Here is a 22622-nt window from a genome sequence, read left to right as displayed (position 1 = left end):
GGGTCAGCGCCGGACGCGACGGTTCCGGAGTCCGGGAAGTCCGGGAAGTCTGTGGAGTTCGCGAAGTCCGCTGCGCCCGCGAAGCCTGCGGAGTCCGGGGAGTCCCCGAAGTCCGCGGAGTCCGTGAAGTCCGCACCGGAGGCGGCGGTTCCGGCGGCCCGGGGGGCCGGGTCGGACATGAAGGAGCCTCAGGATGCCCCGTCCGCCCGGGCGACGGGCGCGAGCGCGACGGCTTCGGGTACGACGGGTTCGGGCGCGACGGGTTCGGGCGCGACGGGTTCCGGGGCCGGTGGTGGTGACGCCGTCGTGGCCGGGCGGCTGCGCGGCACCGAGCCCTCGACCGGACGCGCCGGTTTCGGGGCCGGTGACGGCGACGGCGAGAGCGACCGCCGGACCGGTCCGGCCACGCCGCGCGGCGGCGACAGGTTCCGCAAGGCGCCGGTCGGCGAGGGACGACTGCTCGCGGGACGCTACCGGCTCGGCGCGGTCCTCGGGCGCGGCGGCATGGGCACCGTGTGGCGCGCCGTCGACGAGACCCTCGGCCGCACCGTCGCCGTCAAGGAACTCCGCTTCCCCACGAGCATCGACGAGGACGAGAAGCGACGCCTCATCACCCGGACCCTGCGCGAGGCGAAGGCCATCGCCCGGATCCGCAACAACGGCGCCGTGACCGTGTACGACGTCGTCGACGAGGACGACCGCCCGTGGATCGTCATGGAGCTCATCGAGGGCAAGTCGCTCGCGGACGCCATCCGCGAGGACGGCACGCTCACGCCCCGGCGCGCCGCCGAGGTCGGCCTCGCCATCCTCGACGTGCTGCGTTCGGCGCACCGCGAGGGCATCCTGCACCGCGACGTGAAGCCGTCCAACGTCCTGATCGCCGAGGACGGCCGGGTCGTCCTCACCGACTTCGGCATCGCCCAGGTGGAGGGCGACCCCTCCATCACCTCCACCGGCATGCTCGTCGGCGCCCCCTCGTACATCTCCCCGGAGCGCGCCCGCGGCCACAAGCCCGGCCCGGCCGCCGACATGTGGTCGCTGGGCGGCCTCATCTACGCGGCGGTCGAGGGCAGCCCGCCGTACGACAAGGGCTCCGCCATCGCCACCCTCACGGCCGTGATGACCGAGCCGGTCGACCCGCCGAAGAACGCCGGCCCCGAGCTGGAGCAGGTCATCTACGGCCTGCTCGCCAAGGACCCGGCGCAGCGGCTCGACGACGCCCGCGCCAGGGTCCTGCTGCGGGCCGTCCTCGACGCGCCCGAGCCGGCGCCCGCGGCCTCGCCCGAGGTCACCACCGTCGTACCGCTGCCGCCGCGCCCCGAGCGGGCTCCGGCGGCTCCGGCGGCCGAGAAGGGCCCCGACGCGGCCGCGGACCGGATGCGGGGCGCGCTGAAGTCCGTGCGGAACGCGGCGGCCTCCGCGAAGGCCGAGCCGACGCAGGCCCCGAGGCTCGCGACCGAGCCGCTGCGCGGCGGCGGCAAGCCCGCCCCCGCCCGAGCGCCGCTGACCGACGTCGTGCCGCGCCGCACCCTGGTGATCATCGCCGCGGTCGCCGTCCTCGCCGTGCTCGGGACGATCCTCGCGGTCTCCCTCGGCGGCGGGGGCGACGAGGGCGACCAGGGCAAGGGCGACGGGGGCACCACGGCCTCGGCCGGCGCCACGGCCGGCGGCGACGGCTCCGGGGGCGCCGACGGCTCCGGCGGTTCCGGCGGGGCCCAGGGCCAGTCCTCGGGCGGCCCCGGCCAGCAGGGCGGCGTGCAGCCCGGCGACAACGGCAGCACGGGGTCGACGGGCGCCGACGGCACGACGGGGGCCGCGGACGGGCGGAACGGCACCACGCCCTCCGGCAAGCCCGGCGGCGACGCGGGCACACGGCTGCCCGCCGGCTACGCCCTCGTCACCAACGGCCCGCTGCACTTCTCGATGGCGATGCCGGCGTCCTTCAGGCAGCGCTCGATCCCGGGATACTCGCTCGGCGCGATCTTCAGCGAGAGCGGCGGCTTCCCGCGCGTCCAGGTCGACTACAACGGCAGCCCGAAGGACGACGCGGCGAGCGCCTGGGAGCTGGCCAGGTACGGCGTGGCCGCCACCAGCCAGGACTACCGGCACATCGGCATCAGGCCCGTCTCGTACAAGGGCTACCCGACCGTCGCCGACTGGGAGTTCGAGCGCACGCAGAAGGGCATCCGTGTCCACGTGCTCAACCGCGGCTTCAAGGTGGACGCCACGCACGGCTACTCCATCATGGTCAGCTGCGCGGCGGACGAGTGGAACGGCGCGGAGTGCAAGACGCTGCGGGAGACGGCGTTCGCCACGTTCAGCCCCAAGGACTGACCGGTGCCACGTATCGTGAGGTTCGAGGACCGAACACAGCCGAACAGAGCCGACAACTGCGCGGTGCCGGACCGGAACTGACGGACTCGTGCGATCCCCGGGGATCCGCGGGTCCACGGGGGACATCGTGCGCGCGTGGGGAGGCGTCGTGGACGACTACGCGGGAAGGGTGCTCGCCGACCGCTACCGCCTGCCGCTGCCACCGGCGGACGCCGACGCGTACGAGCCGGTGGAGACGCGCGCCTTCGACACGTACAGCGGGCAGGAGGTCCTGGTCCGCCAGGTGCCGCTGCCGGAGTTCGTCGACGCCGAGGTGCTCGACGGGCAGGGCGGTCCCGCCGATCCCCACGGCGGTGCGGGCGCGGCCACCCGCCGGCCGACCGAACCCGTCGTGCGCCGGGCCGTCGAGGCCGCCCAGGCCGCCGCGCAGATCCCCGACCATCCCCTTCTCGACCAGGTCTTCGACGTCTTCGCGGAGGCCGGCTCGCTGTGGATAGTGAGCGAGCGCGTGGCGGCCAGACCGCTGGCCGCGCTGCTCGCCGAGCGGCCCCTCAACCCGTACCGCGCGGCCGAGATAGGCGCCGACGTCCTCACCGCCCTGCGCGCCCTCCACGCCCACGGCTGGGTGCACCGGAACATCACGGCCCGGACCGTGCTCGTCTGCGACGACGGCCGCGTGGTCCTCAGCGGCCTCGCGGTGGGCGCCGCGGAGGAGGCCCTCTGCGGCTACGCGACGGTCCCGGAACCGCCGGACGAGTTCGCACCGCCGCCCCCGGCGCCCGAGCGCGAGGCACACGGGCCGACGGCACCGGGCCAGGGCGCTCACGCGGCTGATCCGTACACCGCCGATCCCTACGCCCCTGAGGAGTACGGGGAGGAGGAGTACGGGACCGAGGAGTACGGGGCGGAGGCGTACGGCTCCGAGGGGTACGGGCTTGAGGAGCACGGCTCCCAGGGGTACGAGACGGAGGAGTACGACTCCGAGGGGTACGGCTCCGAGGGCTACGGCGCCGAAGGGTACGGATCGGACGGGTACGCGTCCGACGGGTACGGCTCCGAGGCGTACGAGGCGGAGGCGTACGAGGAGGGCGAGGTCGAGGCGTACGAGGAGGGCGACGAGGACGGGGAGGCCGACGGGTTCGACGGCGAGCCGTACCCGGACGACACCGGCACCGGTCACGGCCCCGACGGGCCCGCCGCCCCCGACTCCTACGGCGTCGACCCCTACGGGCGGGCCACGCCCGCAGTCGCCGAGACACGGCCCCTGGCCGCGCCGCCCACCGCCGACGTGCGGGCCGCGCGGGCCGGGGCCATCGCCGCGTACCGCGCCGGCGCGCGAGCCGCCGCCCGCCTCGGCGAGACCGGCGCGCTCCCCGTCCAGCGCCCCGCGCCGCCGGAGTCGCCCGGCCCGCCCCCGCCGCCGACGGCGCAGGCGTCCGGCGCGCCCGAACCGCAGTGGTGGGCGCGGGTGGCCGAGGACGAGGACGACGAGGACGACGGCGACGAGCCGTACGGCGGCGGCCCCCAGGCCGGCCCGCCGCGCGTGATGCTGGCCGGCAGCTGGAGCGACGGCCCGCACGCGGCGCGCGACGGCTCCGGGCCGATCCCGGCCGGCGGCGGCCCCCTGCTGCCCGGTTCGGGCCGTCCGGCCCTGCCCGCCGGGTACACCGCGGCGACCCCGGACCCCACGCTCCCGGTCCCCGTCGGCGCCCGGGGCGAGGCGCCGCTCGCGATCCCGGCCCAGGCGCACCGGGGCCCGGCCACCCGCCTCGCCGCCGAGCGGGCCCGCCAGACCCGGATCGCGGTCGTCGGCGCCGTGACCGAGCGCTGGGCGCCCGAGCAGGCCGGGCCCGTGCACGAGAACTGGCGCCTCGCCCCGCCGATCGGCCCCGCCACCGACCTGTGGGCGCTCGGCGCGCTCCTCTACCGGGCCGTCCAGGGCCACGCCCCGTACCCCGAGGACAGCGCGAGCGAGCTGGTCCAGCTGGTCTGCGCCGAGCCGCCGGCCTTCGCCGAGGAGTGCGGGCCCCTGCGCCCGGTCGTCGAGTCCCTGCTGCGTCAGGACCCCACCGAGCGGCCCGACTTCGAGGAGCTGCGCGGCTGGCTGCGCTCCCTCGTCCGCTCGGCGCCGGAGCCGGACGCCGGGCTCGGAGCCGTACCGCTGCCGTCCTTCGACGAGGCGCGGCTGCCGATCGTGCGCCGGCGCGGCGAGCTGGTGCGCCGGTGGCGCGGGGGAGCGGGGGCGGGCCGTCACCGCCACAAGCGCGGCAAGGACCCGCGCCCCGCGAACCGGGTCGAGGCCCCGCGGGGACCCGTACGGGACGACGGGTACGACCAGGAGCACGGCTACGAGTACGGCCGGGAGCACGGCTCCGCGCGCGTGCGGCCCGATCACCGCGAGGAGTTCCGCGAAGGGGCCCGCGGGGGGTTCCCCGAAGAGTTCCGCGACGAGTTCGACGGGGAGATCCCGCAGCGCGCCCCCCGCGCGCCCCGGTCCTCGGCGCGCCCGTCGTCCTCCCGGACCCAGGACTCCCCGCGCTCCCTGGGGCGTACGCTCCTGATCCTCGTCTTCCTGCTGCTGGTGGGAGCCGTCGCGTACGCCGTCCTGTTCATGCCGGGGAAGGAGGAACGGCCCGCCACGCCGACGGCGCCCACGACCGCGACGGGCTCGGCGCCCGGCCCCTCCGCGACCACGGAGCCGCCCGCCGGACCGAGCGCGAAGCCGACCGCGGGACCGGCCACGAGACCGGCCACCACCCCGCCCCCGGCGGCCCCTTCGGCTCCCGCGCTCGCCGCCGGGTACGACCTGCGCCAGGACCCGGAGGGCTTCCGGATCGGGGTCCCGAAGGGGTGGCGGCGCAGCCCGATCAACGACGCCGGACAAGTGCGCTACACCGGCGGCGACTTCACGCTGATCGTCGTTCCCGGCCGGGACAGCGTCCGGGACAACGGCGCGGACCCGCTGGAGTACCAGAACGCCAAGGAGCGCGAGCTGGCGCCCTATCGGTCGTCCAGCTGGTCGCAGGTGGTGAGGGCGCGCCGGGTGGACATCGGCCGGACTCCGACGGCGGAGGGCGACTACACCTGGCTGGACGGCACGGGCCGCGAGGTGTTCGTGCGCAACCTCGCCCTGATCGACGGCGGTCGGTACCACGTCGTCCAGGTCATCGGACCGGAGAGCGAGCGCGACAAGGTGTCCGAGGTCTACGAGCAGGCCACGAAGGCGTTCCGTCCGGGACGGTGATACGTATGTCCTACCGGCCCCCGGTCACAGTGCTGTTCCTATGACCGCCCCGAGGTTCCGTCGCCCGCACCCCCCTCCGTAACCTGGCTTCAGAAGGAACGGGCGGGGGCAAGTGGAACATTCTCAGAGCACAGGGGCGGGGCTGCTGCTCGCCGGTCGCTACCGGCTGGGCGAGTCCATCGGGCGCGGCGGCATGGGCAAGGTCTGGCGCGCGCACGACGAGGTGCTGCACCGCGTGGTGGCGGTGAAGGAGCTGACGGCGGGTCGTTTCGTGGCCGAGGCCGACCGGCTCGTGCTGCACGCCCGGACGCAGAAGGAGGCGCGGGCCGCCGCGCGGATCACGCACCCGGGCGTGGTGACCGTCCACGACGTCCTGGAGCACGACAACCGGCCGTGGATCGTGATGCAGTACGTCGACGGGCCCTCGCTCGCCGACGCCGCCAAGGAGGCCGGCACGATCGAGCCCCGCGAGGCGGCCAGGATCGGGCTGCACGTCGTCGGCGCCCTGCGCGCGGCGCACGCGGCCGGGGTGCTGCACCGGGACGTCAAGCCGGGCAACGTGCTGCTCGCGCGCGACGGGCGCGTCCTCATCACCGACTTCGGGATCGCGGCGATCGAGGGGGACTCCACGATCACGCGGACCGGCGAGATCGTCGGCTCCATCGACTACCTGGCGCCCGAGCGCGTGCAGGGCGGCGACCCGGGTCCCGCCTCCGACCTCTGGTCCCTCGGCGCCACGCTGTACACGGCGGTGGAGGGCACCTCGCCGTTCCGCCGCACCTCCCCGATCAGCACCATGCAGGCCGTGGTGACCGAGGAGCCGCCGCATCCGGAGAAGGCGGGGCCGCTGGCCTCCGTCATCGTGGCCCTGCTGCGCAAGGACCCGGCGCAGCGGCCGCGCGCGGACGAGGCCGAGCGGATGCTGCTCGACGCGATGGAGGGGCGCGCGCCGACGGCGGCGCAGGCGTACGTGCCGACCCAGCGCGTGGCCATGGAGGACCTGGACTCGGCGGTGGGCGCGCACGGCCCGGGCGGCGACGCGCGTAGCGCGGACGCCGTGGGCGGCGGTACGGGTACGGGCACCGGTACGGAGAGCCTGACGCCCGGCGAGCCGCGGAAGGCCACCGCGCAGTGGCCCCATCCGCCTCACCAGTCCGACCAGGCCCTTCTGTCGCACCAGCTCCAGGCCCAGCACCAGCCCCAGGCCCAGCTGTCACACGTACCCCCGCAGCACCCCACGCTCGTCCCCGCCTCCCCGCCCGCCTCCGGCCGTGGCCGCTGGCGCACCGCCGTGCTCGCGGCGCTGCTCGCCGGTGTCGTCGCGGGCGGTGCCGTCTTCGCCGCCATGAACCACGCGGGCGGCGACCGCGGCGGCGGCGACGGCGGGCGGGCGACGGCGACGTCCCCCGCCGCCAAGGGCTCGGAGGGCGGCGTCCCGGCCGGCTGGCACCGCGTCAAGGACCCGGAGGGCTTCAGCCTCCTCGTACCGGACGGCTGGAAGCGGCAGACGGAGGGCGACCAGATCGACTACACCCCGGACAACGGCCGCCACCGCATCCGCATCAGCATCGACCGCAGCCCCGACTTCGAGAATCCGTACATGCACGCCCTCGACCTGGAGGTCCTCCTCCAGAAGCGCATGGACTACAAGCGGGTCAAGCTCGACCAGGTCACCTACCGCGACCAGGTCCGCTCCTGCCTCTGGGAGTTCACCTGGACCGAGAAGAAGAACTTCCCCGGACCGCGGCACGCGATCGACCAGATGTACTACGAGGACGACGGCACCGAGTACGCCATCTACATGTCCTCGCCCGAGTCGAGCTGGGAGACCACCCGGGAGCAGTTCGACATCGTCGTCCAGCACTGGCGCGCACCGGGGGACTGAGGGGCGGAAAAATCTCCGCGGGTGGCCTCCGCGGGTCATAAGCCCCTGATCAGGGCTTATGTGCCAGTGATCGCTGGCGCGATGTGTGCGGACGGTGAAAACGCGTTACCGACGGGTACCCAAAGGCCGGGACGCGGCCTACGCTCGGCCCCATGACGGACTCGCAGGCCCCCGCCGCCCTCACGGTTCCCGCCGACACCGCCGCCGAGGCGGCCCGCCCGGCCGCGCCCGCCGGCGCGACCAACCCGGTCGCGCCCGCGCCCGCCGGCGCGCGGACCGCCGCCGACGTCGTGACGCCCGAGCTGGTCGCCCGGCTCACCCGCGGAGTCGTCGGCTCCGGCCGGACCGCCAACCACACCCCCTTCACCGGGGAGAAGCTGGCGGACCTGCCCGAGTCCACCCCCGAGGACGTCGCCGAGGCCTTCACGCGCGCGCGTGCCGCCCAGACCGTCTGGGCCGCCACCCCGGTCCGGACCCGCGCCGCCGTCCTCCTGCGCTTCCACGACCTCGTCCTCCAGCGGCAGGCCGAGGTCCTCGACCTCATCCAGCTGGAGACGGGCAAGGCCCGCCTGCACGCCCACGAGGAGGTGCAGGCCGTCGCCGTCGCCGCCCGCCACTACGGCCGCAAGGCCGCCTCGTACCTGCGCGCCAAGCGCCACACCGGCGTCGTGCCGACCCTCACCAAGGTCACCGAGCTGCGCCAGCCGCGCGGGGTCGTCGGCCAGATCGCCCCCTGGAACTACCCCCTGGAGCTCTCCGTCGGCGACGCGCTCCCCGCCTTCGTCTCGGGCAACGCCGTCGTCATGAAGCCCGACACGGAGACCGCGCTCACCGCGCTCTGGGCCCGCGACCTGCTCATCGAGGCCGGACTGCCCGCCGAGGTCTTCCAGGTCGTCCTCGGCGAGGGCCCGGTCGTCGGCCCCGAGGTCGTCGCCCACGCCGACTACGTCTCCTTCACCGGCTCCACCCGCACCGGCCGGGAGGTCGCCCGGGGCGCGGCCGCCCGCCTCGTCGGCGTCTCGCTCGAACTCGGCGGCAAGAACGCGATGCTCGTCCTCGAGGACGCCGACATCGAGAAGGCCGCCGCCGGAGCCGTCCGCGCCTGCTTCTCCTCCGCCGGACAGCTCTGCATCTCCATCGAGCGGCTGTACGTGCACGAGTCGGTCGCCGACGCCTTCCTCGACCGCTTCGCCGCCCGCACCAAGGCCATGCGGCTCGGCAGCTCCCTCGCGTACGGGGCGGACATGGGCTCCCTCGTCGGCGAGCGGCAGCTGGAGACCGTCACCAAGCACGTGGAGGAGGCCGTCGCCAAGGGCGCCACGCTCGTCGCCGGCGGCGTCGCCCGCCCCGACATCGGCCCCCTCTTCTACGAGCCGACCATCCTCGACGGCGTCGAGGCCCCGATGGCCGTCTGCGGCGAGGAGACCTTCGGCCCGGTCGTCTCCGTCTACCGCTTCACGGACGAGGACGAGGTCGTCGAGCTCGCCAACGCCACCCCGTACGGCCTCAACTCCTCCGTCTGGACGAAGGACTCGCGCCGCGGCCACGCCGTCGCGGCCCGGCTGCGCACCGGCACCGTCAACATCAACGAGGGGTACGCCCCGGCCTACGGCAGCGTGCAGTCCCCGATGGGCGGCATGAAGGACTCCGGGCTCGGCCGCCGTCACGGCTCCGAGGGCATCCTCAAGTACACCGAGGCGCAGACCGTCGCCCAGCAGCGGCTGATCCCGCTCGCCCCCTCCTTCGGGATGGACGACGAGAAGTACGCCGCGTTCATGAGCGCGTCCCTGAAGGCGATGAAGGTCCTGCGCCTGCGCTGACGTCCTTCCTCGGCGCCCTGTCCTTTCCACACCTTTTCGTACGAGGAGAGCCATGACCGCGGTACCCCCTGCCCAGAACCAGGCCGAGGACGGCTCGGAGGACGGCTACGACTACGACGTCCTGGTCGTCGGCTCCGGCTTCGGCGGTTCGGTCACCGCCCTCCGCCTCACCGAGAAGGGCTACCGGGTCGGCGTCCTGGAGGCCGGGCGCCGCTTCACCCGCGCGACCCTGCCCAAGAACTCCTGGGACCTGAAGAACTTCCTGTGGGCCCCCGCCCTCGGCCTCTACGGCCTCCAGCGCATCCACCTGCTCGGCAACGTCATGGTGCTCGCGGGCGCCGGCGTCGGCGGCGGCTCCCTCAACTACGCCAACACCCTCTACGTACCGCCCAAGCCCTTCTTCGACGACCCGCAGTGGAAGGACATCACGGACTGGCAGGACGAGCTGCGGCCGTACTACGACCAGGCGAAGAGGATGCTCGGCGTCCGCCTCAACCCGACGATGACCCCCTCCGACGTGCACCTGAAGTCCGCCGCCCAGGCCATGGGCATCGGCGACACCTTCCACATGGCACCGGTCGGCGTCTTCTTCGGGGACGGACTGGACGCCGTCGGCGAGGACGGGACCGGCACGTCGAGGGCCGAGCCCGGCGGGGAGGTCGCCGACCCCTACTTCGGCGGCGCGGGGCCGGCCCGGCGCGCCTGCACCGAGTGCGGCGAGTGCATGACCGGCTGCCGCCACGGCGCCAAGAACACCCTCAACGAGAACTACCTGTACCTCGCCGAGAAGGCGGGCGCCACCGTCCACCCCATGACCACGGTCGTCACCGTCACCGAGGACTCCCGGGGCGGCTTCGCGGTGAAGACCCTGCCCACCGACGACCGCAGGAAGGGCAAGGGCCGGACCTTCACCGCCCGGCGGGTGGTCATCGCGGCCGGCACGTACGGCACGCAGACCCTCCTGCACCGGATGAAGGACAGCGGACTGCTGCCCCGCATCTCGGACCGGCTCGGCGAACTCACCCGCACCAACTCCGAGGGACTGGTCGGCGCCCAGACCACCGACCGCCGCTACCGCAAGCGGCACGGCACGGAGAAGGCCGACTTCACCAGGGGCGTCGCCATCACCTCGTCCGTCCACCCGGACGAGAACACCCACATCGAGCCGGTCCGGTACGGCAAGGGCTCCAACTCGATGGGCAGCCTGACCGTCCTCCAGGTGCCCTACGGCGCCCACCGGGTGCGGAACTGGTTTCTCAACCTGCTCAAGCACCCGGCGCTCGCCGTCCGCTCGCTCTCCAACTGGCACTGGTCCGAGCGGACCATCATCGGCCTGGTCATGCAGTCCCTCGACAACTCCCTCACGACCTACCGCAAGCCCGGAGGCCTCGGAAAGGGCCTGCTCACGGCCCGCCAGGGGCACGGCGCGCCCAACCCGGTCCAGATCCCGGAGGCCACCCAGGCCGCCACCCTCCTCGCCGAGGAGATCAACGGCTTCGCCGGCTCCAACGTCGGCGAACTGATGGGCACCCCGCTCACCGCGCACTTCCTGGGCGGCTGCCCGATCGGCGCCGACGGCACGACCGGCGTCATCGATCCGTACCACCGGCTCTTCGGCCACCCGGGGATCTCCGTCGTCGACGGCGCGGCCGTCTCCGCCAACCTCGGCGTCAACCCGTCCCTGACGATCACGGCCCAGGCGGAGCGCGCCATGTCCTTCTGGCCGAACAAGGGCGAGGAGGACCCGCGCCCGCGGCAGGGCGAGGCGTACGTACGGCTCTCGGCGGTCGAGCCGAAGTCCCCCGCCGTCCCGTCCGAGGCCTTCGGCGCCCTGCGGCTGCCGTTCCTGGGGATCCCGACGGTCCCGCCGAAGAAGGACTGAGCGCCACCGGCACACAGAAAGGGCGCTGCACCCCCCTCCGAGTGCAGCGCCCTTCCGGCTTTGGTGTTGCTGCATAGATGACCTTCGGGACCCGCCCTTGGTTGTAGCGGTTGCACAGGATCTTTGTGTGACGCGCGTCACGTCCTGGGGCGGGCCGTGTCACCGGGGGCGGGGCCGGGGCGAGTCCGGGCGTGAAGGACGCGAAGAAGGACGCGAGGAGGGGCGCGAAGCAGGGCGCCCGGAAAGGCGTGAAGAAGGGCCCCGCGCTCGCGATTCCGGTCGCGGCGCGGGGCCCTCGGGGTCGGCACCGGTGTCAGGGCAGCGGCGGTGCCGAGCGGGGCGGCGCCGGGGGGTGCGCCGCAGGGGGAGGGATCGTGGATGGCGGGATCGGGGACCGGGGATCAGGGGGACGGGAGGATCGGGGGATCGGCCGGTTGCGGCCGGCCCCGGGCGTCCCCGGGACCGACCGCCCTTTCTGGGTGACCGGGCTGCTGTCCCCTGCTGTCCGGTCACGCGCGCTGGTGCGAGGTCCCACGACGTACCCGAGGGGTACGCCACACGCCCCAGCGAAGCCACGCGTGGTTTCTTTCGGGCCCGCCCCTGGCTGGCACGGACAACCGGACCAACGAAGCCCGGCCGGAGCCGGTCACGCGCCGTACGGGTGAGGGCGCTCCCGAACTCGGGTGCGGGAGCCCACCCGCACGCGTCCCTCAGATGCGGCCCCGGCACAGCTCCAGCATCGTCATCGCCAGCGCCGTGCCCGGCTTGCCCAGCGCGTCCCTGTAGTGGCCGAGGACCTCCATCTCGCGGGCCAGGTTCACCCGGCGGCCGCCGGAGGAGATCCGGGCCTCCTGGATGACGGACGAGATGGCCATCCGTTCCTGGATGAGGCCGATGATCCGGTCGTCGAGGGCGTCGATGCGCTCGCGGGCGTCGCCGATCAGCACCGCCGCCTCGTCGGTGCGGGCGCCGGTCTTCTCGGTCTGGGTCAGGGCGGTCATGTCGGGGCTCCTCGTGGTGTCGGGTGCCCCGGGGCGACATGGCCCGGAGACAAGCAGAACGCCCCGGGCCTTGTCGGCCCGGGGCGCCTGGGAAGTCGCTTGTCAGTGGCTCAAGCAGCACGACCATGGCAGCCGGTGGGCCGGTTGCCATAGGTAAAGACGAAGGTCGGGTGCTTGCGCATGGCGACAGTATGGACCCCTTCGCACACCCCGTCACAACCCGGGTTCGGATGGTGAGACGAAAAGAGCCACCGGCGCGCCGGTAGAATCGACAAATAGCCCCCCTTTCGAGGGAACCCTCAGGACCTCTCAGGACCCCCGCAGGGAACCTCGCAGGGAAACCTCTCCTACCGCCGGAAGGCCGCCGTAGTGTCATCAGCGACTCCCGCTGCCGCGCCCGACGTCTCCAACCCGGACGTAGTCCTCGTTGTCGACTTCGGCGCCCAGTACGCCCAGCTCATCGCCCGTCGCGTCCGTGAGGCGCGGGTCTACAGCGAGATCGTCCCGTCCACCATGCCGGTGGCCGAGATGCTGGCCAAGAACCCGAAGGCGATCATCCTCTCCGGCGGCCCGTCCTCCGTGTACGCCGAGGGCGCCCCGCGCCTCGACCGCGAGATCTTCGAGGCGGGCGTCCCCGTCTTCGGCATGTGCTACGGCTTCCAGCTGATGGCGACGACCCTCGGTGGCACCGTCGACAACACCGGCGCCCGCGAGTACGGCCGGACCCCGCTGCACGTCTCCAAGGCCGGCTCCACCCTCTTCGAGGGCACCCCGGTCGAGCAGTCCGTGTGGATGTCGCACGGCGACGCCTGCTCCGCCGCCCCCGAGGGCTTCGCCGTCACCGCCTCCACGGACGTCGTGCCGGTCGCCGCCTTCGAGAACGACGAGAAGAAGCTGTACGGCGTCCAGTACCACCCCGAGGTGCTGCACTCCACGCACGGCCAGCAGATCCTCGAGCACTTCCTCTACCGCGGCGCCGGCATCGAGCCCAGCTGGACCACGGGCAACGTGATCGAGGAGCAGGTCGCGGCCATCCGCGCCCAGGTCGGTACCAAGCGCGCCATCTGCGGTCTCTCCGGCGGCGTCGACTCCGCCGTGGCCGCCGCGCTCGTGCAGAAGGCCATCGGCTCCCAGCTCACCTGCGTCTACGTCGACCACGGCCTCATGCGCAAGAACGAGACCGAGCAGGTCGAGAAGGACTTCGTGGCCGCCACCGGCGTCCAGCTGAAGGTCGTCGACGCGCAGGAGCGCTTCCTCACCGCCCTCGCCGGCGTCTCCGACCCGGAGACCAAGCGCAAGATCATCGGCCGCGAGTTCATCCGCGTCTTCGAGCAGGCGCAGGCCGAGATCGTCGCCGAGGGCGCCGCCGACGGCGAAGAGGTCGCCTTCCTCGTCCAGGGCACGCTCTACCCGGACATCGTCGAGTCCGGCGGCGGCACCGGCACGGCCAACATCAAGTCCCACCACAACGTGGGCGGCCTCCCCGAGGACCTGGAGTTCGAGCTCGTCGAGCCGCTCCGCCAGCTCTTCAAGGACGAGGTCCGCATGGTCGGCCAGGAGCTCGGCCTGCCCGAGGAGATCGTCCAGCGCCAGCCGTTCCCCGGCCCCGGCCTCGGCATCCGCATCGTCGGCGAGGTCACCAAGGAGCGCCTGGACCTGCTGCGCGAGGCCGACGCCATCGCCCGCGAGGAGCTCACCGCGGCCGGTCTCGACCGCGAGATCTGGCAGTGCCCGGTCGTCCTCCTCGCCGACGTCCGCTCCGTGGGCGTCCAGGGCGACGGCCGCACCTACGGTCACCCGATCGTGCTGCGCCCCGTCTCCTCCGAGGACGCCATGACGGCCGACTGGTCGCGCCTGCCCTACGAGGTGCTCGCCAAGATCTCGACCCGCATCACCAACGAGGTCGCCGACGTGAACCGTGTCGTCCTCGACGTCACGAGCAAGCCGCCGGGCACCATCGAGTGGGAGTGACCCCTCCCGCACGCGTACGAGGCCGCCGCCCCGCACTCCGGGGCGGCGGCCTCGCCGCTTCCCGCCGGGATGTCCGTCCGGACTCTGGTGACTTGACCGGCCGGGCGTTACCTTCCGGCGCATGAGCGTGATACCGGACCCCGTCCCCGTCGAACGGCTCCACTTCGCCCTGCCGCCCGTCCACGCGACGGCCGAGGAGGAACGCACCCACCGCAAGCAGCGGCTCGCCGGCGCGCTCCGTGTCTTCGGACGGCTCGGGTACGAGGAGGGCGTCTCGGGCCACATCACCGCCCGCGACCCGGAGCACCCCGACTGCTTCTGGGTGAACCCCTTCGGCGCCCCCTTCGAGGAGCTCACCGCCGGCGACCTCATCCTCGTCAACGGCGAGGGACAGGTCGTCCGGGGCGGCCACCACGTCAACCAGGCCGCCTTCACCGTCCACGCCCAGGTCCACCGCGCCCGGCCCGACGCCGTCGCCGTCGCCCACACCCACTCCGTCCACGGCCGGGCCCTCGCCGCGCTCGGCGAACTCCTCGACCCGATCACCCAGGAGGCCTGCGCCTTCTACCAGGACCACGCCCTCTACGACGCCTACACCGGCGTCACCGTGGACCCCGAGGAAGGCCGCCGGATCGCCGTCGCCCTCGGCACCTTCAAGGCGATCGTGCTCCGCAACCACGGGCTGCTCACCGTCGGCACCTCCGTCGACGCGGCCGCCTGGTGGTTCATCGCCCTCGAACGCTGCGCCCAGGTGCAGCTCGCCGCGCGGGCGGCCGGCAAGCCGGTGCTCATCGACCACCGCGAGGCGGTCGCCACCCGGGAACAGCTCGGCAGCGACCTCGTCGCCTGGATCAACTACCAGCCCCTGTGGCGCAGGATCAGTCGAACGGACCCCGAACTCCTGTCGTAACACCATCGCTTCACCCTTCTGTACGTCAATGAGATGGCTCGGCAATCACTCTCCGGCGGGGCGCACGCGGCGGGCGCGAGAGCCGCCGGTACGGCACAATTCCCTGGAATCAACGGCTGGTTGGCCTTTCGGGGCGCGCCCGGACGCATCGACGCGGGCCGTGAAGTGAGCTCGGGAGTGAGCACCGTGGCGGTTCAAGAGGCGAGACGGTACGGCGAGCACGCGACGGCCTGCGCCGGCTGCGCCCACTGCGGGCAGGCCGGGCACCGGCGCGCCGTCGCCGCCTTCCTGGCCCGGCGCGACGAGCTCGCCGCCGGACACGGCGTCCCCGCGGCCGTCGCCCACTCGCCGGTCGCCGCCCGCCAGTGGGTCTCCGACGAGCTCGCCCAGTCCGCCCGCGCGGTGACCGTGCACGGCCGGGAAGCCGGGCTCGCCTGGCTCGACCGCGTACGCCGCGGAGGTCTCGGCGCCGTCTGGGGCGCCGTCCTCGCCCTCCTCCTAGGCCAGGCCCTCACCGCCATCGGCGGCGGCTGGACCGGCGCCCGCACGGCCGGCCTCTGCACCGCCCTGGTCCTCGCCCTCCTCCTCAGCGCCGCCGCCCACGCCCACCGCGCCCGGGGCGGCCTCCTCGCCCCGCTGATCGGCGAGGACAACCGGCTCTCCACCACCCGCGCCGTCGCCGCCGGCTGGCTGCTGCTCCTCGGCTTCACCCTCCTCTTCCTGGCCTTCCGGTCCCCCGGCGCGACCGCCTTCGGCCTGGCCCGGGGCGCCGGCCTGCTGACCGTCCTCGCCCTCGTCTCCTCCGTCACCGTCACCGCCCGTCTCGTCGTCGCGCGGGGGATCGCCGCCGGCCGCCTCCAGAAGGTGCGGGCCGACCGCCCGCGCGCCGCCGACCTGGTCTGCGACGACAGCGGCCGGGCCGCCCTCGCCGACGTGCAGTACCTCCTCGTCTCCGGCGCCGTCCTCGCCCTGGCCGCCGTCGGTCCGGCCCGTGACCCCGACCGGCTGCCCGAGGTGCCCTGGTCCCTCGTGCTGCTCGTCGGCGTCTCGGCGGCCTGGCACCTCGCCGCCAAGATCACCGAGGGCGTGCGCCCCACGATCCACTCCGTCGTCCGCTCCCGGGAGGCGGGCGACCTCGACGCCCCCATCCGTACGGGCGACGACATCGAGATCCGCGGCTGCGGCTTCGTCCCGCCCGGCGCCGGCGCCCCCGACCCGCTGACCCGTCTGGTCGTCCGCATCGGCGCCGTCCACGCCCACGTGCCGCTGGTCCCGGTCCCGGGCGGTTTCGCCAACCCCACCGACGCGACCCTGACCGTCCCGCTCCCGGCGGACGTGGAACCGGGCCGGGTGGAGGTCTCGGTCGTCACGGCGGCCGGCGTGGAGACCAACCGGGTCACGATCGACGTCCTGGACTGAGCGTCCCGACCCCTTCCCGTGTCTTCGGCGCCGGGTGCGAGGAGAATCGTTCCGCGAACAGTCGTCCGGGGCGTGGAGAGGTGACCGACGATGACGGGACAGACGGACCGGCCGCACGACACGGGCGACCAGGGCGGGGCCGGCGGGCGTTTCGCCGAGCGGAAGGCCACCTTCGACCTGTGGAAGGCGACCGCCTCCCGCTACGCCCTCCTTCCGCTGCGGATCTTCCTCGGGGTCACCTTCATCTACGCCGGCCTCGACAAGCTCACCGACTCCGCCTTCTTCGCCGACACGGGCAGCGGCTCCATCGGCGAGATGATGCGCGGCGTCCGCGACAGCTCCGCGATCCCCGCCCTCGTCGACCTCGCCCTCAAGAACCCGGCCGGCTTCGGATACGCCATCGCCTTCGGCGAGCTCGCCGTCGGGCTCGGGACCCTCTTCGGCCTCTTCGCCCGACCGGCGGCGCTCGGCGGCGCGCTGATCTCGCTGAGCCTCTGGCTGACCGTGAGCTGGCAGGTGCACCCGTACTACCTGGGCAACGACCTGGCCTATCTGATGTCCTGGCTCCCGCTGCTGCTGGCCGGGGCCCCGGTGCTCTCGCTGGACCGGCTCCTCGCCGAACGACGCCGTATTCGATAGGCGACCCAGGTCGCGAGGGCGGCGGTGCCGAGGCCGCCGCAGAGCACGGGGACCACCGCGTACCACGGGGTCGTCCAGGCGTCGGCGGCGTCGCCCGCGTAGAGCGCGGCCAGGGCGAGGGCGGTCAGGCCGACGAGCAGCCGGCCGGGGCGGAACTCATGAAGCAGCACGGGTGACCTCCACCTGTCCGAGTCCGACCTCCAGCGAGAGGTCCAGGGTGCCCGCCGGGGTGGTCCCGGCCGGCGGGGTGAGCGTCCGGGTCACGTCACGGTCCGGCGAGATGTCGATGTCGCCGGCGGGCGCATCCGGCAGCTGCAGATCGCCCAGGCCCACCTGGGCGTGCAGCTTCACCACCGCGCTCTTCGGGACGATCACCTTGACCCGTCCGGCGCCCACGCCGACGTGTGTCGTCGCCGTCGTGCCGGCCGGGAGCGGGAGCCGGGACAGGTCGAGCGTGCCGACCCCGGTGCCCAGCTCGTAGCCCGGCCGCACCTCGGCGACCGAGGCGGGCCGCCAGGTCTCGCGGACCCAGTCCGTGGTGATGCGATCGGGCAGGGCCGAGGAGAGGGCCAGCAGGCCCGCCGTGACCACGGTCAGGAAGACCGTGCCGAAGCCGGTCCGTCCGAGGAAGCTGCTGACGGCGAGGCCCAGGCCGAACACCGCGAGCGCGGCCGCCAGACCGATCTGCAGGCTGGTGCCCAGCGGGTGGGTGTCCCAGGTCAGGCCCGTGCCGAGACCGCCCGCTGTCAGGGCGAGCAGGAAGACGAGCCCCCCTATGGAGAGCGGACTCCGGCGGGCGGAGGGTGTCGGGCGCCCGGGCGCCGCCGGGCCGGGGCCCCACTGGCTGCCCGGCTTCGGCACCTCGCCGTTCACCCGGCCGTCCTCGTCCAGGATTCCGTGCGGACCCCACAGATAGCCGACGGCGATCTTGCCCGTCGAGCCGTCCTTGACGATCGGGTCCTTCCACCAGGAGGGGAACTCGGCGAGCGGCGGTGCCTTGGTCTCGGGCGGCGCCTCGGCGACCGCGAGGACGGTCGCCGCGTCCGACCTGCCCTCGGCCTCACCGCCGACCCGCCGCCGCTGCGACCAGACCGCCGCCCCGCACACCGCGAGCGACAGCGTGAGGGTGAAGCCCAGCATCTCCCCGTTGTGCAGGGTCGACAGGAAGATCCCGCAGCCGATCAGCGCCATCAGCAGGGCCGCCAGGGAGGCCCCGGAGACCCGGCCCGTCAGCAGACCGCGCCCTTCGCTCTCCTCCTCGCCCACGAGCGGGATCAGCAGCCACGCGAAGCCGTAGAACACCAGCCCCAGACCGCCCGTCACCGACAGCACGCCGATCACCACCCGGAATATCACCGGGTCCAGGTCGAAGCGCCGCCCGAGACCTCCGCAGACGCCGCCCACGACGTTGCTTCCGCGCGAGCGCCGGAGCGGCGGGGCGGGATCGGCCTCCGCCGGCGGCGGGGCCTCGTGCTGCGAAGGCATCGAACTCGTCATGCCTCCATGGTGACGGCCCGTGACGTCCCGCGGCACCGGGGCCGACCCTGGCCCGACCCTGATATTCGCGGGGCCCTCGCCCCGGAGTGCGTACCAGGGACGATCTCAGGGCCGACCCTGATGTCCAGGGCGGGCCGAACGTGTGACGATCGGTGCATGTCCGCAACCGCTCGTGTCACCGACACCGACGAACCGCCCGTGCGCAGGCTCTACCGGAGCGCCGACGGGCGGTGGCTCGGCGGTGTCGCACGCGGTCTCGCGGGTCACCTCGGCCTGCCGGTCGTCTGGGTGCGCGCGCTCTTCGTGGTGCTGTCGTTCTCGAACGGCCTGGGCATCGTGCTCTACGCGGTCTTCTGGATCGTGGTCCCGCTCGGCGTCGGTGGCAGGTCCGCCCCGCGGTCCCTCTTCGAGACCACCTCGGACGGGCGCCGCAGACTGCGCAAGCCCGACCGGGGCCAGGTCGTCGCCCTGATCGCGCTCGGCATCGGCCTCGCGGCCCTCGTCGGGAACGTCAGCGTCGACAACGAGACCGGACGCTACATATGGCCGCTGATCCTCATCGCCGTCGGCGTCGTCCTCGTCTGGAGACAGGCGGACAACGCCCGCCGGGCCAGCTGGACCGATCCCGGGCGCCGCAAGCGCGCGTTCCAGCTCGTCCGCGGTCTCGTCGGCGTCGGTCTCGTCGGCACCGGCCTCGCGGTCTTCGTGGTGGTCCGCGGCTCCGTCGCCCAGTTCGGCACGGCCATCACCGCCGCCGTCGCCGTCCTCACCGGCATAGCGCTCCTCGCCGGCCCCTGGCTGGTCCGCATGTCGCAGGACCTCAACGACGAGCGGACCATGCGCATCCGAGCCCAGGAGCGCGCCGAGGTCGCGGCCCACGTCCACGACTCCGTGCTGCACACCCTGACGCTGATCCAGCGCAACGCCGACGACCCCGGCGAGGTGCGCCGCCTCGCCCGCGCGCAGGAGCGCGAGCTGCGGAACTGGCTCTACAAGCCCGAGGGCACCGGCAGGGACGAGGAGCCCGAGACCCTCGCGGAGGCGGTGAAGAGAGCGGCGGCCGAGGTCGAGGACAAGCACGGCGTCCCGCTGGAGGTGGTCGTCGTCGGGGACTGCCCCCTCGACGAGAAGCTGGCCGCGCAGATGCAGGCCGCGCGCGAGGCGATGGTCAACGCCGCCAAGTACGGTGGCGAGGGTGGGGCCGTGCAGGTGTACGCCGAGGTGGAGGGCCGTACGGTCTTCGTCTCGGTGCGGGACCGGGGACCGGGCTTCGACCTGGATTCGGTGCCCGAGGACCGGATGGGCGTACGAGAATCGATCATCGGCCGTATGCAGCGCAACGGCGGTACGGCCCGGCTGCGGTCACCGCAGGGCGGGGGCACCGAAGTGGAGCTCGAGATGGAGAGGGCGGACGGATGAGCGACGAGACCGGAGCGACGACCGGAACCGATGCGGAGGCGTCGGGCGCGGCGCGCCGGGTGCGGGTGGTGCTCGTCGACGACCACCGGATGTTCCGCACCGGGGTGCAGGCCGAGATCGGCCGGACCGAGGTCACCGGCGTCGAGGTGGTCGGCGAGGCCGCCGACGTCGACCAGGCGGTCACGGTCATCACCGCGACCCGCCCCGAGGTCGTCCTCCTCGACGTGCACCTGCCGGGCGGCGGCGGGGCCGAGGTGCTGCGGCGCTGCGCGAGCCTGATGGGCGCGCCCGAGGACCCGGTCCGTTTCCTGGCCCTGTCGGTGTCGGACGCGGCCGAGGACGTCATCGGGGTGATCCGGGGCGGTGCCCGCGGCTATGTCACCAAGACGATCACCGGGACCGACCTGGTGGACTCGATCTTCCGCGTGCAGGAGGGGGACGCCGTCTTCTCGCCGCGTCTCGCGGGCTTCGTCCTGGACGCCTTCGCCTCGACGGACGCGCCGCCGGTGGACGAGGACCTGGACCGGCTCACCCAGCGGGAGCGCGAGGTGCTGCGGCTGATCGCCCGGGGATACGCGTACAAGGAGATCGCCAAGCAGCTCTACATCTCGGTGAAGACGGTCGAGTCGCACGTCTCGGCGGTGCTGCGGAAGCTCCAGCTCTCCAACCGTCACGAGCTGACCCGCTGGGCCACCGCCCGCCGTCTGGTCTGAGGGGGCTCAGCCGACCCGGGTGGCCCCGGCGAAGGGCATCTCGTCGATGGGGGCGATGCGCACCGGGGCGCCCGGCCGGGGGGCGTGGATCATCTGGCCGCCACCGATGTAGAGCCCGACGTGGCTGATCCCGGAGTAGAAGAAGACCAGGTCACCGGGGGCGAGCTGGGAGCGGGAGACGCGACGGCCGGCGTTGATCTGGGTGTACGTCGTGCGGGGCAGGGAGACGCCGGCCGCGCGCCAGGCCGCCTGGGTGAGACCGGAGCAGTCGTAGGCGGAGGGGCCCGTCGCTCCCCACACGTACGGCTTGCCGAGCTGGGCGCGGGCGAAGGAGACGGCCGCGGCGGCCCGTCCGGCCGGGGCGGTCACCGGTTCGCGCTCGCCGCCCGAGGAGCGGTCGGCCCGTGTCGTCGGGGACGCGCCGGCCGTGCCCGTACCGCTCGGGCCGTCGGTCCGCGTCGAGGCGCCGGAGCCCTCCCGGGCCGCGGCGGCCGCCTCGTACCGCGCGCGTTCCTCCTCGGTCAGCCGGGCGAGCAGCGTCCTGGCCTCGGTCAGCTTGCCGACCACGGTCGCCTTCTGCCGCCGCAGCTCCGCCTCGTGCCCGCGCAGCGCGGTCAGCCTCCCCGCCGACTCGCCGCGCAGCTGCCGGATCGCGGTGAGCTCGCGCCGTACGGCCGTGACGGCGGCCGCCTGCCGGTCCCCGGCCTTCTCGGCGAGCGCGGCCCGCTCCAGGTACTGGTCGGGGTCGGAGGTGAGGGCGAGCTGGACCGCGGGGTCGAGCCCTCCGGAGCGGTACTGGGCGGCGGCCACGGCCCCGAGCGCGTCCCGGGCGGTGTTGAGGCGCTCGGTCCTGCGGGCGGCCTCGTCGCGCAGCCGGTCGAAGCCGGCGCGCGCCTCGTCGGCCTTCTCCTTCGCCCCGTTGTACCGCTCCGTCGCGACCTCGGCCTCCTCGTAGAGCCGGTCGACCTTCGCCTTGACCTGGGCGGTGGTGAGCCGGGGGTCCGCGTGTCCGGACCCTTCGAAGAGCGTCGCCGTCGCCGCGGAGGCGAGAGCGAGGGTGGCGGCGGTGCGGACCGCCGAGGCGCCGAGGGGGGACTGTTTGGACTTCCGGTGCGCTGCCACGGGGGCGGGTCACATCCTCTTCCCTGAGGGGGGCGGTGCCCACCGGGCCGGCGGCGGGCCGCACAGGGGAGACGGACCGCCGCCGGGTTTTCTCGGCGGGGGTGACCGACGCCGCCGGAACACCGGCGGTGGTGGGGAGCCGGTCACCTGGTGGAGGACGCTAAACCTGGGGTCACGGCCGGACGGGGAGTTGACCGCTATTGACGACAGTTGACGTGTCGGGGACCGATCTCTTTCGCCCGGAGTGAGGGGACGGGGTCATTCCGGCGGTCGTCCGACCGAAGCGGCGGGGGGAGTGGACCCGGCCGGAGAGCAGTGCTAGGGCCCCGGTTAGGCTCCGCCCCATGGACGTACTCATCAATGTCTTCGTCGCCCTGCACATCATCGGTATCGCCTCCCTCCTCGGCGGCTTCCTCACCCAGATGAAGGCGATGGGCGCGGGTACGGCCCGCTTCAGCCCCGCGATGCTGCACGGCGCGCTGACCATGCTGATCACGGGCATCGCGCTCGTCGGCCTCAACCAGGCCGACGACCACACCGTGAACAACCTCAAGATCGGCATCAAGCTGGCGATCCTCGTCGTGATCCTCGGCCTCGTCTACGTCAAGCGGGACGAGGAGAAGGTCGACAAGGGCCTCTTCGCCGCCGTCGGCGGCCTGACCACGGCGAACATCTTCATCGCGACCCTCTGGGTGTGAGCCGCGGGGGCCGCCGGGACCGCCGGGTGTGAGCCCTTCCACAGCCTCCGTCCCGAAGGCGGACCCGG

General features: G+C 73.7%; 16 protein-coding genes. 12 read left to right on the top strand and 4 right to left on the bottom strand.

The window, feature by feature from the left end; all coding sequences use genetic code 11:
- The first annotated feature begins 177 nt into the window (after nt 1-177).
- From ACFYUZ_RS08250 to ACFYUZ_RS08230, 5 genes are all read left to right on the top strand, one after another.
- The gene (locus tag ACFYUZ_RS08250) at nt 178-2334 is read left to right on the top strand and encodes a serine/threonine-protein kinase (RefSeq protein WP_389307097.1); all 2157 of its coding nucleotides are present in this window, start codon (nt 178-180) and stop codon (nt 2332-2334) included.
- 148 nt (nt 2335-2482) lie between these two features.
- Nucleotides 2483-5578, top strand: coding sequence for a protein kinase (locus tag ACFYUZ_RS08245; RefSeq protein WP_389307096.1), 3096 nt, complete (start codon nt 2483-2485; stop codon nt 5576-5578).
- A 112-nt stretch (nt 5579-5690) separates the two neighbouring features.
- Complete coding sequence (locus ACFYUZ_RS08240; RefSeq protein WP_389307095.1) at nt 5691-7463, top strand: serine/threonine-protein kinase; 1773 nt, start codon at nt 5691-5693, stop codon at nt 7461-7463.
- A 152-nt stretch (nt 7464-7615) separates the two neighbouring features.
- Nucleotides 7616-9283, top strand: coding sequence for a succinic semialdehyde dehydrogenase (locus tag ACFYUZ_RS08235; RefSeq protein WP_389307094.1), 1668 nt, complete (start codon nt 7616-7618; stop codon nt 9281-9283).
- 52 nt (nt 9284-9335) lie between these two features.
- Nucleotides 9336-11165: a GMC oxidoreductase gene (locus ACFYUZ_RS08230; RefSeq protein ID WP_389307093.1), complete on the top strand. Its 1830-nt coding sequence runs from the start codon at nt 9336-9338 to the stop codon at nt 11163-11165.
- Nucleotides 11166-11875: 710 nt separating this feature from the next.
- Here ACFYUZ_RS08230 and ACFYUZ_RS08225 read toward each other — a convergent pair.
- Nucleotides 11876-12166 (bottom strand): chorismate mutase, encoded by a 291-nt coding sequence (locus ACFYUZ_RS08225; RefSeq protein ID WP_389307092.1) that lies wholly within the window; start codon nt 12164-12166, stop codon nt 11876-11878.
- Between the two features lie 369 nt (nt 12167-12535).
- Between ACFYUZ_RS08225 and guaA the strand changes: the two genes are divergently transcribed.
- The 4 genes from guaA to ACFYUZ_RS08205 all read left to right on the top strand — a co-directional run bounded on the left by guaA (nt 12536) and on the right by ACFYUZ_RS08205 (nt 17105).
- A complete protein-coding gene (gene guaA / locus ACFYUZ_RS08220) occupies nt 12536-14137 on the top strand; it encodes a glutamine-hydrolyzing GMP synthase (RefSeq protein ID WP_389307091.1) in 1602 nt (533 codons plus the stop codon).
- A 121-nt stretch (nt 14138-14258) separates the two neighbouring features.
- Nucleotides 14259-15047 (top strand): class II aldolase/adducin family protein, encoded by a 789-nt coding sequence (locus ACFYUZ_RS08215; RefSeq protein ID WP_389307090.1) that lies wholly within the window; start codon nt 14259-14261, stop codon nt 15045-15047.
- A 186-nt stretch (nt 15048-15233) separates the two neighbouring features.
- Nucleotides 15234-16466: a hypothetical protein gene (locus ACFYUZ_RS08210; RefSeq protein ID WP_389307089.1), complete on the top strand. Its 1233-nt coding sequence runs from the start codon at nt 15234-15236 to the stop codon at nt 16464-16466.
- A gap of 90 nt (nt 16467-16556) precedes the next feature.
- Entirely contained in the window at nt 16557-17105 is a 549-nt protein-coding gene (locus ACFYUZ_RS08205; RefSeq protein WP_389307088.1) for a DoxX family protein, read from the top strand.
- Here the strand turns inward: ACFYUZ_RS08205 and ACFYUZ_RS08200 are convergent.
- Together ACFYUZ_RS08200 and ACFYUZ_RS08195 are read right to left on the bottom strand one after the other, a co-directional pair.
- Nucleotides 17015-17275 carry a hypothetical protein gene (locus ACFYUZ_RS08200; protein WP_389307087.1) on the bottom strand — a complete coding sequence of 87 codons (261 nt, stop codon included), beginning with the start codon at nt 17273-17275 and terminating at the stop codon, nt 17015-17017. The two genes, ACFYUZ_RS08205 and ACFYUZ_RS08200, sit on opposite strands and share 91 nt — an antisense overlap.
- Nucleotides 17262-18602, bottom strand: coding sequence for a PspC domain-containing protein (locus ACFYUZ_RS08195; RefSeq protein ID WP_389307086.1), 1341 nt, complete (start codon nt 18600-18602; stop codon nt 17262-17264). The genes ACFYUZ_RS08200 and ACFYUZ_RS08195 overlap by 14 nt, the downstream gene beginning before the upstream one ends.
- Nucleotides 18603-18758: 156 nt before the next feature.
- On the opposite strand from ACFYUZ_RS08195, the gene ACFYUZ_RS08190 reads away from it, so the two are divergent.
- Both ACFYUZ_RS08190 and ACFYUZ_RS08185 read left to right on the top strand, forming a co-directional pair.
- A complete protein-coding gene (locus ACFYUZ_RS08190) occupies nt 18759-20021 on the top strand; it encodes a PspC domain-containing protein (protein ID WP_389307085.1) in 1263 nt (420 codons plus the stop codon).
- On the top strand, nt 20018-20734 hold the full coding sequence (locus ACFYUZ_RS08185; RefSeq protein ID WP_389307084.1) for a LuxR C-terminal-related transcriptional regulator: 717 nt from the start codon (nt 20018-20020) through the stop codon (nt 20732-20734). Before ACFYUZ_RS08190 ends, ACFYUZ_RS08185 begins: the two co-directional genes overlap by 4 nt.
- Before the next feature lie 6 nt (nt 20735-20740).
- Here ACFYUZ_RS08185 and ACFYUZ_RS08180 read toward each other — a convergent pair whose 3' ends face one another.
- A complete protein-coding gene (locus ACFYUZ_RS08180) occupies nt 20741-21856 on the bottom strand; it encodes an NlpC/P60 family protein (protein WP_389307083.1) in 1116 nt (371 codons plus the stop codon).
- A gap of 344 nt (nt 21857-22200) precedes the next feature.
- Here ACFYUZ_RS08180 and ACFYUZ_RS08175 point away from each other — a divergent pair, with 344 nt between their 5' ends.
- Nucleotides 22201-22554 (top strand): hypothetical protein, encoded by a 354-nt coding sequence (locus tag ACFYUZ_RS08175; RefSeq protein WP_389307082.1) that lies wholly within the window; start codon nt 22201-22203, stop codon nt 22552-22554.
- The last annotated feature ends 68 nt before the right edge of the window (nt 22555-22622 follow it).

The organism is Streptomyces sp. NPDC004266 (genome assembly GCF_042874095.1).
Taxonomy (GTDB): Bacteria; Actinomycetota; Actinomycetes; order Streptomycetales; family Streptomycetaceae; genus Streptomyces.
This window is presented reverse-complemented; position numbering and strand designations above follow the sequence as displayed.

Bases quoted from the DNA above. Each gene is read 5' to 3' on its own strand.
- ACFYUZ_RS08250 (WP_389307097.1), top strand. From the start codon at position 178: ATGAAGGAGCCTCAGGATGCCCCGTCCGCCCGGGCGACGGGCGCGAGC.
- ACFYUZ_RS08235 (WP_389307094.1), top strand. From the start codon at position 7,616: ATGACGGACTCGCAGGCCCCCGCCGCCCTCACGGTTCCCGCCGACACC.
- ACFYUZ_RS08230 (WP_389307093.1), top strand. From the start codon at position 9,336: ATGACCGCGGTACCCCCTGCCCAGAACCAGGCCGAGGACGGCTCGGAG.
- ACFYUZ_RS08225 (WP_389307092.1), bottom strand. From the start codon at position 12,166: ATGACCGCCCTGACCCAGACCGAGAAGACCGGCGCCCGCACCGACGAG.
- ACFYUZ_RS08215 (WP_389307090.1), top strand. From the start codon at position 14,259: ATGAGCGTGATACCGGACCCCGTCCCCGTCGAACGGCTCCACTTCGCC.
- ACFYUZ_RS08205 (WP_389307088.1), top strand. From the start codon at position 16,557: ATGACGGGACAGACGGACCGGCCGCACGACACGGGCGACCAGGGCGGG.
- ACFYUZ_RS08195 (WP_389307086.1), bottom strand. From the start codon at position 18,602: ATGACGAGTTCGATGCCTTCGCAGCACGAGGCCCCGCCGCCGGCGGAG.
- ACFYUZ_RS08190 (WP_389307085.1), top strand. From the start codon at position 18,759: ATGTCCGCAACCGCTCGTGTCACCGACACCGACGAACCGCCCGTGCGC.
- ACFYUZ_RS08185 (WP_389307084.1), top strand. From the start codon at position 20,018: ATGAGCGACGAGACCGGAGCGACGACCGGAACCGATGCGGAGGCGTCG.
- ACFYUZ_RS08175 (WP_389307082.1), top strand. From the start codon at position 22,201: ATGGACGTACTCATCAATGTCTTCGTCGCCCTGCACATCATCGGTATC.